General features: G+C 55.6%; 17 protein-coding genes. 12 read left to right on the top strand and 5 right to left on the bottom strand.

The genetic code is table 11. From position 1 onward, the window contains the following. The first annotated feature begins 3 nt into the window (after positions 1-3). On the top strand, positions 4-1,041 hold the full coding sequence (locus Q1A63_RS18570) for an endonuclease/exonuclease/phosphatase family protein (RefSeq protein ID WP_298974992.1): 1,038 nt from the start codon (positions 4-6) through the stop codon (positions 1,039-1,041). Here the strand turns inward: Q1A63_RS18570 and Q1A63_RS18565 are convergent. After that, positions 1,038-1,697, bottom strand: coding sequence for a DUF2306 domain-containing protein (locus Q1A63_RS18565; protein WP_298974421.1), 660 nt, complete (start codon positions 1,695-1,697; stop codon positions 1,038-1,040). The two genes, Q1A63_RS18570 and Q1A63_RS18565, sit on opposite strands and share 4 nt — an antisense overlap. A 182-nt stretch (positions 1,698-1,879) precedes the next feature. Between Q1A63_RS18565 and Q1A63_RS18560 the strand changes: the two genes are divergently transcribed. The 3 genes from Q1A63_RS18560 (at position 1,880) to Q1A63_RS18550 (ending at position 5,157) form a co-directional block, all read left to right on the top strand. Continuing rightward, on the top strand, positions 1,880-2,872 hold the full coding sequence (locus Q1A63_RS18560) for an AraC family transcriptional regulator (RefSeq protein WP_298974420.1): 993 nt from the start codon (positions 1,880-1,882) through the stop codon (positions 2,870-2,872). 95 nt (positions 2,873-2,967) lie between these two features. Then, positions 2,968-4,074, top strand: a complete 1,107-nt coding sequence (gene leuB, locus Q1A63_RS18555) for a 3-isopropylmalate dehydrogenase (RefSeq protein ID WP_298974419.1) — start codon at positions 2,968-2,970, stop codon at positions 4,072-4,074. Positions 4,075-4,206: 132 nt separating this feature from the next. Next, positions 4,207-5,157, top strand: coding sequence for a DMT family transporter (locus tag Q1A63_RS18550; RefSeq protein WP_298974991.1), 951 nt, complete (start codon positions 4,207-4,209; stop codon positions 5,155-5,157). Here Q1A63_RS18550 and Q1A63_RS18545 read toward each other — a convergent pair. Further along, positions 5,122-5,445, bottom strand: a complete 324-nt coding sequence (locus tag Q1A63_RS18545) for a hypothetical protein (RefSeq protein ID WP_298974418.1) — start codon at positions 5,443-5,445, stop codon at positions 5,122-5,124. The two genes, Q1A63_RS18550 and Q1A63_RS18545, sit on opposite strands and share 36 nt — an antisense overlap. 71 nt (positions 5,446-5,516) lie before the next feature. Here Q1A63_RS18545 and Q1A63_RS18540 point away from each other — a divergent pair, with 71 nt between their 5' ends. The 4 genes from Q1A63_RS18540 (at position 5,517) to Q1A63_RS18525 (ending at position 7,726) form a co-directional block, all read left to right on the top strand. Beyond that, on the top strand, positions 5,517-5,720 hold the full coding sequence (locus tag Q1A63_RS18540; RefSeq protein WP_298974416.1) for a hypothetical protein: 204 nt from the start codon (positions 5,517-5,519) through the stop codon (positions 5,718-5,720). Between the two features lie 988 nt (positions 5,721-6,708). Next, the gene (locus Q1A63_RS18535) at positions 6,709-7,011 is read left to right on the top strand and encodes a hypothetical protein (RefSeq protein WP_299632367.1); all 303 of its coding nucleotides are present in this window, start codon (positions 6,709-6,711) and stop codon (positions 7,009-7,011) included. Then, complete coding sequence (locus Q1A63_RS18530) at positions 7,008-7,247, top strand: hypothetical protein (protein WP_299632366.1); 240 nt, start codon at positions 7,008-7,010, stop codon at positions 7,245-7,247. Before Q1A63_RS18535 ends, Q1A63_RS18530 begins: the two co-directional genes overlap by 4 nt. A 161-nt stretch (positions 7,248-7,408) precedes the next feature. Continuing rightward, positions 7,409-7,726 (top strand): hypothetical protein, encoded by a 318-nt coding sequence (locus tag Q1A63_RS18525; protein WP_299632365.1) that lies wholly within the window; start codon positions 7,409-7,411, stop codon positions 7,724-7,726. 50 nt (positions 7,727-7,776) lie between these two features. Here Q1A63_RS18525 and Q1A63_RS18520 read toward each other — a convergent pair whose 3' ends face one another. After that, entirely contained in the window at positions 7,777-8,808 is a 1,032-nt protein-coding gene (locus Q1A63_RS18520) for a CHC2 zinc finger domain-containing protein (protein ID WP_299632364.1), read from the bottom strand. 344 nt (positions 8,809-9,152) lie between these two features. Here Q1A63_RS18520 and Q1A63_RS18515 point away from each other — a divergent pair, with 344 nt between their 5' ends. Both Q1A63_RS18515 and Q1A63_RS18510 read left to right on the top strand, forming a co-directional pair. Further along, positions 9,153-10,430, top strand: coding sequence for a hypothetical protein (locus Q1A63_RS18515; protein WP_299632363.1), 1,278 nt, complete (start codon positions 9,153-9,155; stop codon positions 10,428-10,430). A gap of 53 nt (positions 10,431-10,483) precedes the next feature. Beyond that, entirely contained in the window at positions 10,484-11,377 is an 894-nt protein-coding gene (locus Q1A63_RS18510; RefSeq protein WP_299632362.1) for a replication-relaxation family protein, read from the top strand. Between the two features lie 33 nt (positions 11,378-11,410). Here Q1A63_RS18510 and Q1A63_RS18505 read toward each other — a convergent pair whose 3' ends face one another. After that, entirely contained in the window at positions 11,411-11,746 is a 336-nt protein-coding gene (locus Q1A63_RS18505) for a hypothetical protein (RefSeq protein ID WP_299632361.1), read from the bottom strand. 136 nt (positions 11,747-11,882) lie between these two features. Here Q1A63_RS18505 and Q1A63_RS18500 point away from each other — a divergent pair, with 136 nt between their 5' ends. Both Q1A63_RS18500 and Q1A63_RS18495 read left to right on the top strand, forming a co-directional pair. After that, positions 11,883-12,596 carry a hypothetical protein gene (locus tag Q1A63_RS18500; protein WP_299632360.1) on the top strand — a complete coding sequence of 238 codons (714 nt, stop codon included), beginning with the start codon at positions 11,883-11,885 and terminating at the stop codon, positions 12,594-12,596. Between the two features lie 53 nt (positions 12,597-12,649). Beyond that, positions 12,650-14,263: a DUF87 domain-containing protein gene (locus Q1A63_RS18495; RefSeq protein ID WP_299632358.1), complete on the top strand. Its 1,614-nt coding sequence runs from the start codon at positions 12,650-12,652 to the stop codon at positions 14,261-14,263. Here Q1A63_RS18495 and Q1A63_RS18490 read toward each other — a convergent pair. Beyond that, positions 14,260-14,472: a hypothetical protein gene (locus tag Q1A63_RS18490; protein WP_299632357.1), complete on the bottom strand. Its 213-nt coding sequence runs from the start codon at positions 14,470-14,472 to the stop codon at positions 14,260-14,262. The genes Q1A63_RS18495 and Q1A63_RS18490 overlap by 4 nt on opposite strands. Between the last annotated feature and the right edge of the window lie 223 nt (positions 14,473-14,695).

The raw sequence follows: 14,695 nt of genomic DNA, 5'->3' as shown, positions 1-14,695 counted from the left end.
GCCCTGCTCGGGCTCAGCCAAGGTGCAAGTGCAGAGGTCCTGCGCGTCGCGACATTCAACACGGAACTGCAGCGTAAAGGTCCCGGGCTATTGCTCCGGGACATTGCGCGTGGCGAAGACGATCAGATCATCTCGACCCTCCGGGTGATTGCCGAGGCGAACGCCGATATCATCGCATTGCAGGGTTTTGACTATGATCTGACCGGGGCGGCGCTCTCGGCTTATGTGGACGCGCTTGCCGCCACTGGCATCGACTACCCCTATCAATTTGCGGCCCGACCCAATACCGGCATGCCGACCGGACTCGATATGGATGGCGATGGCTACCTTGGTGACCCGCGCGATGGCCAAAGCTATGGCCAGTTTTCTGGGCAAGGCGGTATGGCGGTACTGTCGCGCCATCCTATCGATCACGACATGGTGCAGGATTTTTCCGCAATGCTCTGGCGCGATGTGCCAGGAGCGCTGCTCCCCCAGACCGACGCAGGCCCCTTCCCTTCCGAGGCGGTGCAAGCCGTGCAACGCCTGTCCACGACGGGGCATTGGGTTGTCCCTGTCGATGTCCCCGAGATGGGGCGCGTGACCTTGATGACCTTCCACGCCAGCCCGCCCGTCTTCGATGGGCCAGAAGATCGCAACGGCAAGCGCAACCACGATGAAATCATGTTCTGGCACCATTATCTGGACGGCACCTTTGGGCCGGCCCCCTCGGACCGTTTTGTGCTTTTGGGCGATTTCAATCAGGACCGACGCGGCGGCGAGGGGATCAAGGCGGCGATCACTGCTACGCTGGATGATCCGCGGCTGCAGGATCCGATGCCGGAAAGCATGGGCAGCGTTCTGGTGTCGGATGACGCCTTCGATACCGTCGATTGGACCGACCCTGTGCCAGGCAACCTGCGCGTAGATTATGTGCTGCCATCGTCAGACTGGCGTGTCGTTGATGCCGGTGTGCTATGGCCGGATCCGGAAACGGAAATGGGGCAAATCGCGGCCACCGCCAGTCGTCACAGGCTCGTTTGGGTCGACATCACCCGCTAACGAGGCGCAGATTTGCGCAGCCAGACTTCGAGCAAAAGCAGATAGGGCAGGTAAAAGGCGACGTTTTGGACAAGATCAAAGGTGCCTTCAAACGTCGGGGTCGATGCCACGCCACCGGTTAGCGCGTACCAAATCCCATAGTGCACCCGGTAGAGCCATGATCCCATGGCCAGCACAAACAAGCGCAACGCCCAGCGGCGGTGCGCGCCGTATCGCCCCGCGCGCGCAAATCTGATCGCCTGTGTCGCACTCAACACCAGCAAAACGCCATAGAGCGTGAAGCCCGCGTCCATCCAAAAGCCACCGATCGTGCCGCGCAGCGCGATGTAAATTAGCCCCCCGAGCCCGGTGATCATTGCAAAAGGTACCAGCAGCCGCCCGCTCCACCTGTGCAACGCCGGAAACCGATGCCGCAACGCGCCCCAAAGCTGCAGCGGGATCAGGAGTGTGAGCACACCGCCCAACAGCATATGCCCAAAGATCGCGTGATTGCCGACCCCCCGTCCGGCGACGAAAAACCGACTATCCACGATGCCAGGTGTGAAAAGGCCACCCACCCCGGAGCGCGCGGCATAGAGCGCAAAGGGCAAGACCATCAGCATCAGGAACCCAATGCCAATCCCGGTCACGAGGGGGCGCTGTTTTATGGACACCATGGTCCGTTGCGTAGCATCGATTGCATGTAGTTGGTACCCAGAGCACGAAGGGACGGCGGCAACCGGCGCGACTTGCAATACGCGCCAATCCTATAGCAAAATGCGCCAATTCGCACCCGCGCAGTAGCCCATCGCCCGTTATTGAACCAAATGAGAGTGATCAACTTCCCCAAGGACAAGATATGAGCCGCAAAGCCCTTTACCCCGTTGCCCAGCAAATTCGGCAGATGTGCACGATGCTGGAGCTGTCAGAACAGCGGGTGCTGGAGCGGGTCGGCTTGCCGTCCGATTTTATTGACACCGAAGATCGCGGCGTCGATGGCCCGACATATTTTGCAGTGTGGCGCGCGGTGTCGGATGAATGCGATTTCGAGAATGCACCCATAGTCTTTGCTCAGAAGGCCGCGAGCCGACCGTGCAATTCGCCGATGATTGCCTTCACCAGCAGCGCCACCTACCGCGAAGGGCTGGAGCGGCTGGCCCTGTTCAAACCACTTGTGGCCCCAATCAAACTGACGATCAAAAGGGTGCCTCAGGGCCTCTCCCTGCGGTTCGACGTCTCGGATGAGATGGCCAAGATGCCGGACAGTTTCGAACTGTTCGACCTGGTTTATTTTGTCGAAATCGCACGGGTGCACACTGGCGTAAAAATCGTGCCGCTCTCTGTGAAGGGTCCGTCCATCGCGCCGCTGCGGCACGCCCTGGAAGCTTACTTTGAGTGTATGCCGGAGGTGGGCCCATATGCCGAGCTGATCCTGCGCGCAGAAGATGCCGATCTGCCCCTGATCTCCGCCAATGCGGCTTTGCTCAATGATTTCATCCCCACCCTGCAACGCCGCTTGGCCCAACGTACATCGCGCGACACCATGGCCGAGCGGGTGGAAGCGACGCTGCGTGAAATCCTGCCCTCGGGCAAAGCCTCGGCAAATGACGTCTGCGCGCGGTTGCATCTTAGCCGCCGCAGCCTGCAGCGGCGCCTGCACGAGGAGGGACAGACCTTTCGCGCCCTGCTGGATGCGACCCGCGCGTCGATGGCGAAGGACCTGCTGGCACAGGGGGATGTGAGCGTCGAGGAGATCTCCTATCTGCTGGCCTATCGCGATCCCAATTCGTTTTACCGTGCCTTTCACAACTGGACCGGCATGACACCGATGCAGGCCCGCGAAAACAGCTAAAGGGCCGCAAGAACGGGCATTCCACTGACCGGCTTCTTGACCCTGACCGGGTCGCGGGGTAGGCCGCGTGCAACAAAAGTTGCAGGAGTCGCATCATGGCCAACCCTTCCCTTCTTATTCTCGCTGGCGACGGTATTGGCCCTGAGGTCATGGCCCAGGTGAAACGCGTGATCGGCTGGTTCGGTGACAAGCGCAATCTGGCCTTTGATGTCAGCGAAGATCTGGTGGGCGGTGCCGCCTATGACGCGCACGGAACGCCGTTGCACGACGACACCATGGCGCGCGCCCTCGAAGCAGACGCGGTACTGTTGGGCGCCGTGGGTGGCCCGAAATACGATGACCTTGATTTCAGCGTGAAACCGGAGCGCGGTCTGTTGCGGCTGCGCAAGGAGATGGACCTGTTTTCCAACCTGCGCCCGGCACAGTGCTTTGACGCGCTGGCGGATTTTTCCTCGCTGAAAAAGGACGTCGTCGCCGGCCTCGACATCATGATCGTGCGCGAATTGACCTCGGGCGTCTATTTTGGCGAGCCCCGCGGTATTTTCGAAGAAGGCAACGAGCGGGTTGGCATCAACACACAGCGCTATACCGAAGGCGAAATCGACCGCGTGGCGCGGTCTGCGTTTGAGCTCGCACGGCGCCGCTCGGGCAAGGTCTGCTCGATGGAGAAAGCCAATGTGATGGAGAGCGGCATCCTGTGGCGCGAGGTTGTCCAGAAGGTGCGCGACGCCGATTACCCGGATATCGAGCTGTCGCATATGTATGCGGACAATGGTGCGATGCAGCTGGTCCGCGCGCCCAAACAATTCGATGTGATCCTGACCGATAACCTCTTTGGCGACATCCTGTCGGACTGCGCCGCGATGCTGACCGGGTCGCTGGGCATGCTGCCATCGGCCAGCCTTGGCGCGCCAAAGGATGGCGGCCCGCCCCGGGCGCTTTACGAGCCCGTGCACGGATCAGCGCCAGACATTGCAGGACAGGGCAAGGCCAATCCCATCGCCTGTATCCTCAGCTTTGCCATGGCGTTGCGTTACTCTTTCGATCAGGGCGATGAAGCCGCCCGGCTGGAGGCCGCCATCGAAAAGGTGCTGGCCGATGGCGCGCGCACGGCCGACCTGATGGGCGAGGAAGGCGGCATGCCGATCAGCACAACGGAAATGGGTGATGCGATCCTCGCAGCGCTTGACGCAAGCCTCTAACAGCCCCGCGCGCTCAGGCGCGACCGCCGGTTAGATATGATCCGACGCCGGGGTGTGAACAATTCGATGTAACGGCCCTGTTTGGCCATCTCCTTTTTCTCTCGATGAGAGCAAACCATGGCCAAGAAACCGATGCATCCGAACCTCAAGGCCGCGCTGATGGCGCTGGTGGCTTTCGGTATCTTTGCCAGCCATGATGTCATCATCAAAGTGCTGGGCGGCGGATATTCCCCGGTGCAAATCGTGTTTTTCAGCGTTCTGTTCAGCTTCCCGCTGGCGATGCTGTATCTGTTGCGCGATGCGACCCACGGCACCCTGATCCCCAAGCATCCGTGGTGGATGGCAGCGCGCACCGTGGCGGCGGTGATCACCGGGTTTTGCGCGTTTTACGCCTTTTCGGTGCTCCCCCTGGCACAGGTCTACGCAATCCTCTTTGCCTCGCCGCTACTGATCACGATCCTTGCCATCCCGATACTGGGGGAGCAGGTGAAACTGCGCCGCTGGATCGCGGTTGCCGTTGGACTGTGCGGTGTTCTGGTTGTCTTGCGGCCGGGAGAGGCCGAACTGGAACTCGGCCACCTTGCCGCGTTGATCTCTGCCATCTGTGGCTCGATTGCATCCATTATCGTGCGCAAAATCGGGCGGGAAGAGCGCACAGTCGTGATCATGCTCTACCCGATGATGGCGAACTTCATCGTGATGGCGGCGCTGTTGCCCCTGGTCTATCAACCCCTACCGCTGGCTGACCTGGGCAAACTGGGCGTGATTGCCTTGCTGGCCTGGACTGCGGGCCGTTTCCTGATCGCCGCCTACAACACCGGCGAAGCGGTCGTGGTCGCACCGATGCAGTATTCGCAAATCCTGTGGGCCTCATTTTACGGCTTGATGTTTTTTGACGAGACACCGGACAATGCGACCATCATTGGCTCCGCCATCATCATCGCCAGTGGACTTTTCATCGTGTTACGCGAAAGCAAAGCGCCAGGATCTGAGCAACCGGTGCTGCGCACCCGCTCGCGCCCGGAAACCGGCACGTCACCACGCGTATCACACTTCATTAACCGCGAAAAAGACCCCGAGTAGCGCATTCATCAAGCTAACAATCGTGGTGGACGTGCCTGAACCAGTGGTTCCAACAACATCAGAATAGCGAGTCCCCAACTTGTTAACATCAGCCAACGCCGGAACGGCCGCCGTGCGCGTCTGAGCGATCTTGCTGTCGGAATGGCCGATTGTCTTGGCATGAATGCCCAGCGGTTCCCCCAAAAGCGCGCGCACCATGTCGAGATAGTGAATGGAGTGCAGTGACAACTCCACGCGCGGCAGGGGTTCCAGAAACTTCCACAGACCCCAGGGCGTATCGAGCGCCACTAAGACGAATCCTTAACTCCTCATATCCACAATACGTCTCAGTGACTGTGCTTGTACCGATAAGCGTGTGCGTGACCAAATTTGCCATGACGGTGAAAACGTTTGTGATGCCTCACGTGCTTGCGGTGCGTTTTGTGAGAGCGATGGACCCCATGCCCATATTTGGGTTGATGCACATTTTTGCGGCTTATGGCATGGTTCGGGCGTTTGCCATTGAGCTCCTTGGCAATGATCCCACCTGCGATCGCACCCAAAGCGAAAACGCCCAGGTTTGATGTATCAGCCCGCGCCTGAGACGTCGTCGCGGCACTTATCGTGACGATGGTAATGGCTGCCACAGCAACCTTTTTGATGAAGCTGTTCACAACAGTTCCCTTTCATGGCGTTCCGACGAAGCGATATGCGCCGCCTCGCCAATCGACATAAGCAGAATGCCTGAAACAAAAAGACGAGGACCTTTCAACATCGCTCACGCCACCGAGACGCCTCGCGAGCACCCCGCGACAATCCTTGCAGCTCTAAGCACTCTTTTTGAAAGTGTTTTTGGTGATCCCGGCAGGATTCGAACCTGCAACCTGCCCCTTAGGAGGGGGCTAATTAAATACACAAACTGTTGTTATTAAATATTTTGTAATCAATTTTAGCTGTATTGTGTAAGTTAATGTGTAATTATAAGTACCGCGAAGCGATGGTCATCCATCGTAAGACTAGTACTGTTTAGGGTCTTGTTCTTAAGAACAAGAGGTGTTGTTTTCAATATAGCATTGAAAACAAAAGATTTCCCCCACGTGTTGCCGCCTCTTTGCGAGGCGACCAACCGTGTTCTGTCTATTGGACTACGGCCACCTACGTAGGATGGCCTGCCAATTGCGCTGGAATGGCGCACCGCCAAAACACGGTTGGTCGCCTCGCTCGATTTGGCTTCGACCACCCTTCGGCATTCGCCTTCGGGATGGTCGGCCAAATACGGCGGGCAACACGTGGGGGAATTACGATTGGTTAGCAGCTCCGGCTATTCGCCGTCGCGCTGCGGGCAGGCAAAGCCTCGCCTGGAAAAAGGTGCCTGCATACGCAGGCTCAAATACTTTTTTAAGGGTCAAGAAGAAGGCCAGTCACTGCCACGCAGTTTACCAGCCACCCTCAACCGTCAACCCGCTCTACGTTGTGCCGGGGTGTGACAGCCGAGCCTCTCTGCTGGCGCGCTGCCTGTCAGGCGACCGGCCTTCCGCTAGTTGCCGTTACAAGCTTAATTGCAATTAACCTATGACGGATTCAACCAAGACTCAGACACTGAGCGATCTCAAGGCTGAGGTGGCGGCGGCGATGGACGCTGCCGCTCGCTTCGACGCCCAAGGCGCTATGCCGGAGGCGAGTGCTGCGTACCGAAGCGAAGTTCTTACCCGCAAAGTCCAGAACATTTTGACGAGCTATGCAGTCAAACATCGCTGCATGGAGCTGCAGGACATAGCCGAGCTAATCGTCGCTTGCTCCTACGTCACCTGGCTCGGAGACGGCGTGGTGACAGGACAAAATGACCATTCTGTGGTATCATCAACCTGCGTATGAACACTACCACGCTCGACATTCACGATCTACTAGTCAAAGCAGGTCTTGATGCAGAAAAGGCCAAGCCACTGGCCAAAGAAATTCTCTCTCGCACTGAGGCGTTGGAGACTTTGGCAACCAAGTCTGACTTGAACGCCTTACGTCTAGAGACGCGGGCTGACCTATATAAAGCCCTGTTGCTGCAAACAGGCGCACAGGTCGCCATACTGGCGTCACTGTATGCGATCTTCGGCTAAGTAGCCGAGCGAAAAGCCCGTCGATCTGGCGGGCTTTTTTGTGTTCCTGCGAAAGCACTTTCTCTAAGGTTGGCAGACATCTGCTGTTTGGCCGGAGTTGGTCTTGCTTCACCGAAGCGCTTTCGTCATATTCGTATCCCTGCAAAGGGAAGGGTGAGGATATGACAACAGAAGAAATACCGTGGCACAAAGTGGTCAAATATGAACGACCACCAGTCCAGTGGTGGCCGTTTCGGCCGCGCTATTTGAGACGTATTTATCAGTACAAGGCGTTCACCACCGGCCGCTGTTCACCGATGGTGCTGGTTAAAGACACAGACGGCACACGTTTTGCGGCCGATGTCCTGCGACCAGCTCGTCACGCCGACGATACTTGGACGGTGCGGGCGGATGAGCCAGGTAACCGTATCTACGAAATCGAGACCAAGCAGATTTTGGACGTTGACTGCGCGCGGGTGCAAGCGGGGTATGAATGCTAGGGCAGAGAGCCACGAAAAAAGCAGGCCCGGAGGCCTGCCTTTAGGTGGTGTTATCGCCGCAAACGGTCGATCATGGATTCATCCATGGTGTCTGGTTTGATCCCTTCAGGCAAAACCAAGGTTTTGACGTACAGTTCTTGCGACAGAACGTGTACCAATGGGGGAGTGGCCAGCCGGCCGGCTTCGTCACCATCCAGGATCAGGATCGCATACTTGAAGCCGGCCTCGCTTAGCAGCTTGGCTTGAACTACGCAGATGTCCGTACCCATGAGGGCTACGGCCGGGATACCGGCCTGATCAAGACGGAGAGTTGACCAGTAGCCTTCGACTACAACCACGTACTGTTTTTGCATCGATGCTGCGCGGTGAAGGTTAAACAGCTCAAGCGATTTTTCAAATCCCTTGGGCAGTTTGTACCGGGGTTCGTCGTCTGGCGGATCGCCGTCCGCCCATCGGCCCGAGTATGCAACCAATTCACCAGCCGGATTATGGATTGGAATGGCAATGCGTCTTTTCATAATGCCGGTGCCGCAATAGCCGATGCCAAAGGCTTCGGCCGTCTCGGGATCAATTCCGCGCTCAGTTAAGAACTCATGTTCATGATCCAGGGTCAGTGAGATGTCGATCACCGGGTTCACCGATTTCTTAGGTGCCGGTTTTTCTTCCTCTGTAGCGCCAGATTTCGCCCGTTGAGGCGATTTTCGTCCCTTAGATGGGTTCGGCTTCTTTTTTGCCCCTTTTGGCGTTCTCTGGCCCTCCTGTGGCTTCTCAAAGTCTTCTCGGGCTGCGCCGATAATGTCGAGCGCCACCAGGGCGGCTTGATAGGCGTGGTTGTCGGTAATCTCTTCCATCAAAGCGATGAAATCCAAAACGTTACCCTTTTCCGGGCAGCCGAAGCATTTGAAAATACCTCGTTCCTGGTTGATCGAACAAGACGGTGTTTTGTCGTCGTGGAAGGGGCAGCGAATTTTCACTTGTTTGCCGCCCGGTTTTTCGGGGGTGAGACCGTAGTGCGCCAGCACGTCCGAAAACGGAGTGTTGTTTCTGATCGCGACTAGATCGAGTAGGCCGGTTTTTGACATGCTGTTTCTCCTATAGCAGAACTATAAACATCTGAAAATATTATAGAAAAAATCAGAAAAGCCGGAAGTTGACGAGGTATACTAAAGCCACTCTGGTTCTTTCGAGCGCGTACCGATTCTGGCTGCCAAACTGCTGAGCCGACAGGCGAGGGTCTGACAGCTTGGCTGCCAGCCGGTGCGGGTCTCGATAGTTCTAGGCCGCGTCCGTACCCGAGCTGCCATGCAGCTATTGGCAACCGTAACCATTCGATAGTTGCCCAAGCCTCTGTTTTTGAGGGGAAGCCCGCGCAGGTGAATTCAGACACACCAAAGTGGGAAGTTCTGGCCGGAAGCGGCCTAGAGGTATGGCAGATCAATCATTTACAGATCGAGCGTATGACGATCAGGCGATTTTCGTAGGCGAACAAACAGACGCGGGTGAACCGCGTCCTTATCGTATTCACCCGCGCGAACGTAGTGGGCATGTGCTGGTGTTCGGGGCTGATGGGCGCGGCAAACAAGCGCTTTTGTGGAACATGATGATCCAGGATATCGCCAAAGGTGCGGGGGTCTGTGTTATCGATGTGACCGGAAAGTATGCTCGGCCGATCTTAGATGCTATGCCAGCGTCACGAGCGAACCATGCTCTGTATTTTCACTTGGGTAACACCAACCGGGTCGTCGGGTTCAATCCGTTCTATGGTGTTCCCGAAGCCGAACGTTCACGGGCAGCACAAAGCTTTATGGCCTTGTTTGTCGCGATTTGGTCGCTGTCCGATGACAGCCACCCCCTCATGCTGCGTCTGATGCGGGCATCGGCTCGGGCGTTGCTCGATAGCCAGGAGGGAACGTTGCTCGGGATGTACGCGCTTTTGACCAACACTGAGTACCGGCAGCGGGTAGTGCGTCAGTGCCATGATCCGATGGCGCGCCGGTTCTGGGCAGACTTTGAAACGTGGAGCGCAGACGACAAGCGCGACAAGCCACAGCCAGTACTTACCCGGCTTGAAGCTTTTTTGTCTGATCCGCACCTGCGTTGTGTGCTGGGACAAACCAAAAGCACGCTCGACTTGGAGCGCGTTGTACAGCAGCGACAAGTTTTGATTACCGACTTGCCGCGCCATACTTTGGGGGCTGAGACCGCTAAACTGTTTGGCAGCCTGTTGCTCACCAGGATGCAGACTATCCTAGAGGCGCGGGCAGGCGGGTGGCCCTTCTATGTTTACCTGCCTGACGCACAGCATGTGCATGTGTCCCTAGCTGCTCGGGCTATCACAAGCCAATTTAAAAATGGTGGGTTTGTGACGTCGGTTGATCAGCTTGCCAGCTATGACCGGGATCACCAGAGTGGTTTGCTGAACGCTAAGCGTCTAGTGGCCTTCCGGCTGGCACCAGACGATGCCCGCAAAGTGGCTGCGCGGTTTCCGATAGCTAAATCTGAAACGTCCTTGATGACTTTATCAGAGAACCGGCTGGCCCTGTCCGATTGGAGACATGAGTTGAATGCGGTGGATGCTATCCCAGCCAAATTTGGGGCGCGTGAGCATGTACTACGCCGCTCTGAAAATATCCTAGGTGTGCCGCGAAAGCCTGTTGAGCGGAAGATTGAGGCGTTTTTAGATGGTCTTTCCGAGACCAATTGATTCACAATAGACGTATGGAACGAGCAGCAACAAAGCCAGAAAAACGAGGCGACTTGAAACTGACCGAACGCGACAAGCGATGGATCAGGGCAGTGTACAAGTTTCGAGTGACTACCACAGATCAGATGATGGTTATTTGTGGCGACGAGAGCCGGTCGTCAGTCAATGCCCGTTTGCGAAGGTTATGGGGTGAAGACTATCTCGCTCGCCCAGAAGAATTTATGCGCAAACACTATTCTCATGCAGAGAAGCGTCACACCCTACACATGCTGGGGCAGGAGGGTGCTAACCATTTAGATAAAGTCGAGGGAGTGCAACTTCCGCAGAAGAAGGGTTGGACAGCAGCAGCAAAGAATTTCAAAGGGCAGAATGTTGAGCACGACCTTGGAGTGGTTGATTTTGTCTTAGCCCTTGAAGCAGACGCGGCCAGGATGCCGGGAGTGGAGGTGGTTCACCAACTTGAACTGCTGGCCCGAAACAATCTCCCATTGATTGGGAAGTTGGGGCGTCTGCCGACCAAAGCCATCCGGAAGGGATCACTGGTGGATCGAGCCACTGATCCCGATTACACGTTTGAGATCCACAAGCAGCAGGACAATGGCCGAACTGCGAAGGGTCTTTGTTTTCTTGAGTATGACAACGACACGGAAGATTTCATTAAGTCGGATGCGCTCGCTAGCTCGATCAAACAGAAGCACGAAGCATATACCTATGCCTACCAACGAAAGTTGCACACTAAGCTTTACGACCGCGACAATTTCCGAGTTTTGTTCGTGGTCAACGACACCTTGGCGCGGGTCAAGAAGATGCAGCAAGTCTACAAAGATACGGTTGCGAAACGCATCGCGGCTGGTGTCTTCTTGTACACCACCGTCGAAGCGGTGCGCCTGCATGGTGTGTTTGGCGATATTTGGACAAACGGTGCCGGTGAGCGGGTGGAGTTGTAAAAGCCCCCACTGTTAGGTGGGGGCCTTATGTGGTCAGGCGGGCGGCAGTTGTGGATCGCCAAGAAGGAACTGAGCGTTGATCGTGGCAGTTTCGCCGAAGCGTTCGATTGAGATTGTGAGGAAGTTATTCCAACTCCCCTTTGTTTCAGCAAGCATCTGATCAATCACGACCGTCGGCACTGGAGGCGCTTCAAACTCTAAAGGGTTGATGAGCCAACGTTTGAATTTCAGATTGTGAATTTCCAGTCTGGTGACCATGAGCTGCTCGCACACAGCGTGGCACTTGCTGAGGTACGCCAGTGCTTTGTCTGTGTTTGGGCAAACTAGAACTTTGACATCTTCAGAATCGAGGTCAAAACTAAAGGACATGTATTCTCCTGTTGTTTGTCATCCAACGACCGTCGCGGGATGAGTTGACAACAGGATCAACTTGTTGTTTTTTAACGTAATAATTGGAATTTGTCAATTTTCTGACCTAGTACGTTTAGAAGGGGAGTGGCGAGAAATGACCAACGATAAAAACCCAAAAGTGTTAGACGGTGAAATTGTGCCGTCAGATGCGCCGCAGCCTGGTCGGGGTGTGTTTGCAAACCTAGGTAAGGCAGCGGCGACCCGTTCTAGGAGGCGGGTAGTTGAGGAAGAGAATGAGCTTGGTAAGGCGTTGGTTCGAAACGAGGGGCTTAAAGCTGATTTGACGGCGGCTCAAAGGCGAACGGCAATTGAAACTGATAAGAACAAAGACATCGAGCAATACACCGCTGCCGCCCGAGGTGAGATCAGGCGAGAGTTACAACAGCAATCGACGGAGATGGCTGAGCTTAATCGTCGCGAGAAAGAAGCCGAGGCGGCAGCAGACCGCGCGATACAAGGTCATAGGGCCGATAAGGAAGAAGAAGCACGAAGAGAAAATGAGGCTATAGCGGGAAGACTAAAAGCCGAAGCTGATGCATTAGATGCTCAGATTGCTATTGAGTTGAAGCGGGCCAAGCTTGATCAAGTTAGGAACAATCGGACTGGCGTGTTGGCGACTGTTCAAGCCAAGATTAAAGAGTATGAGGCCAGCGAAGCCGAGCTGCTCGCGGAGCAGGAAGACCTACAAAACCCTGTATTGGATAATGACCCAAGTCAGCCATTCAAGTTGAAAAGAGTACAAGCTGAGTTGGCTACAATACAGAAAGAGCTGGCCGAACTGCGACAGCGCGCCGAAGAACTCAAGTGAAATCTGAACGGGGTTCAATGGGTCTCGGATACTCCGAAGACGGCGAGCTGTGGATGAGCAAGAAAGCCCGTGACGTGCATATGCAGGTCATTGGCCTAAGCCGAATGGGGAAGTCGTATTTCTTAGAACATATGATCCGGCAAGACATCGCAAAAGGGGCGGGTGTCTGTGTGATCGACCCGCACGGCGAGCTGTATACCAACTTGGTTGAGTGGCTAGCGGCAAATGATGTTCACAAAAAACGGCGGATTCATCTGATCCACCCCGCACAAGGCAAGTGGTCAGTGGGACTTAACCCGCTTTGTCGTGGCGACGAGCCGCTTGAAACACGGGTTGGCGCGATGCTCGATGCTTGTCAGAAGGTGTGGCAGGATGCTGAGAGCCAGGGGTTCAAGACCCTCCGAAAGTTGCTCGATATGGTCTTTATGACCTTGGCGCATCATCGCCTCAGTTTGCGTGAGGCGCGTCTTCTCTCAACCATTGAGAATAGAGCTATTCGGCAAGAGCTGGTCGAAGCTACCGGCGATCCAGATCTAATTGCTCAGTGGGGTCAGCTTGACGCCCTCAAGGATAACGAACAGAGCCAGGTCATGGACGCGGTGAATAACCGGCTGTGGGAAATGACACGTACGCCGGGTGTGAAGTCCATGATTGGCCAGACCGAGGATGTACTTGATTTCAAGCTGTGTATGGAGCGCAACCATATTGTGTTGGTGAACCTGGCGCATGAGGGCGAAATTCGTCCGCAAGTAGCTGACATTCTGGGGTCGCTTCTAATTGCCGATCTGCACTACCGGGCGCAAAGCCGGGACATACATGAAGCCAAGGACAACCCGTTCTATTGCTACATCGACGAGTGCGGCCGGTTCATCAATGAGACCATCGTCGCTGGTTTAGATGAAACTGCCAAGTTTGGGTTACATTACGTTCTATCTCATCAGCGACTGCGACAGCTTGGCGAACCCGACAGCGCGATCCGAGAAGGCGTTATTGGCGGCGCACAAAACAAGGTGGTCTTCCTGCAGGAAGACCCGGCGTCGGCGTCAGCTATGGGTGAGTTTCTTTTTGAGAAAGAGTTCAACCTTGAGCGACCGAAGGAGATCTTGATCAAGCCAACGGTAGTTGGCTACACCCGAGAATGGTTGCGGCGAGAAGGACATGCGCGGGCCACTAGCCAATCAGAGGGGACTAGCTCTAACCTAAATGACGCGCTGGCCGAGCGATTGGTGGAAGACGGCGAAGACTCAGCCTTCATAACCAGTTCGACGAGTATTTCGGCGGGAGAAAGTGCGTCTTGGGGTGTATCTGAGGCTTATTCTTCTGGAACATCTGAAACCTTGGTGCCGATCTTCGAGGACTTGCCTGGAGGCACGTACTCGCTGGATGAGTTAAAGCATGAAGCAAAAATCAAGGTGCGGATGCTGCAAGCCCGCCAAGCATATGCTTATACGGCTGATGATCGAAAGGCCGTTCAGTTTGCGACCCCTGATGTGTTTCCGGTTCACCCTACGCTTGAACAGATCGACAGCTTTTTTGAGACCGTTAGCTCACGCGAGCCATATACCAAACTGTCAACAGAGGTTGAAAATGAGGTGGCCGCGCGCGCGACCAAACTTGGGTATCAAGGGCCTGGCGACCTTCTTGGCGAAGGCGATGGCTACGACTAGCGCTGTCGCTTGTGTTCGTCCAAGCGAGCCTTGGCCTCTTCCATCTCTCTAATGGCCTCCTCCATGTCGCCCCGTGACTTTTGGCGTTCGGTCTCTTTTTCCATGGTCTTGTTGTCCATCGCAGACTCGGCGAAGGAAGAAAATGATTGGTTATCTGAGTCCTTAGGTTTGGAGAAGAAGGACAGAAAGCCAATCAGTCCGTCAAACACTCGCGCCCGGTTTCCAGTGCCGAGTAGTGCTGCGGTAGCTATGCCAAATAGAAATGTGTTGAAACCGTAACTAGCTCCACCGAATATATACTTCGTTATCCACCAAAAGATGCCTGCTGGGATCGAAAGCAGACCAAAGATCGCGCCAACGATAGAACCTAAGAAACATCTATTTGATACAGGGTAGCTGACCTCGCAGGTTGCCGCTAGAGCGGTGTACCAA

This window comes from uncultured Roseobacter sp., from assembly GCF_947499265.1.
GTDB lineage: Bacteria > Pseudomonadota > Alphaproteobacteria > Rhodobacterales > Rhodobacteraceae > Roseobacter.
Note: the sequence above shows the minus strand (reverse complement) of the source record. Positions and strands in the feature narration are given on the sequence as shown.

What these genes read in the sequence shown, in the direction of transcription:
- Q1A63_RS18565 (WP_298974421.1), bottom strand. Translation starts at nt 1,697, where the DNA reads ATGGTGTCCATAAAACAGCGCCCCCTCGTGACCGGGATTGGCATTGGG.
- Q1A63_RS18560 (WP_298974420.1), top strand. Translation starts at nt 1,880, where the DNA reads ATGAGCCGCAAAGCCCTTTACCCCGTTGCCCAGCAAATTCGGCAGATG.
- leuB (WP_298974419.1), top strand. Translation starts at nt 2,968, where the DNA reads ATGGCCAACCCTTCCCTTCTTATTCTCGCTGGCGACGGTATTGGCCCT.
- Q1A63_RS18550 (WP_298974991.1), top strand. Translation starts at nt 4,207, where the DNA reads ATGCATCCGAACCTCAAGGCCGCGCTGATGGCGCTGGTGGCTTTCGGT.
- Q1A63_RS18535 (WP_299632367.1), top strand. Translation starts at nt 6,709, where the DNA reads ATGACGGATTCAACCAAGACTCAGACACTGAGCGATCTCAAGGCTGAG.
- Q1A63_RS18530 (WP_299632366.1), top strand. Translation starts at nt 7,008, where the DNA reads ATGAACACTACCACGCTCGACATTCACGATCTACTAGTCAAAGCAGGT.
- Q1A63_RS18525 (WP_299632365.1), top strand. Translation starts at nt 7,409, where the DNA reads ATGACAACAGAAGAAATACCGTGGCACAAAGTGGTCAAATATGAACGA.
- Q1A63_RS18520 (WP_299632364.1), bottom strand. Translation starts at nt 8,808, where the DNA reads ATGTCAAAAACCGGCCTACTCGATCTAGTCGCGATCAGAAACAACACT.
- Q1A63_RS18515 (WP_299632363.1), top strand. Translation starts at nt 9,153, where the DNA reads ATGGCAGATCAATCATTTACAGATCGAGCGTATGACGATCAGGCGATT.
- Q1A63_RS18505 (WP_299632361.1), bottom strand. Translation starts at nt 11,746, where the DNA reads ATGTCCTTTAGTTTTGACCTCGATTCTGAAGATGTCAAAGTTCTAGTT.
- Q1A63_RS18500 (WP_299632360.1), top strand. Translation starts at nt 11,883, where the DNA reads ATGACCAACGATAAAAACCCAAAAGTGTTAGACGGTGAAATTGTGCCG.
- Q1A63_RS18495 (WP_299632358.1), top strand. Translation starts at nt 12,650, where the DNA reads ATGAGCAAGAAAGCCCGTGACGTGCATATGCAGGTCATTGGCCTAAGC.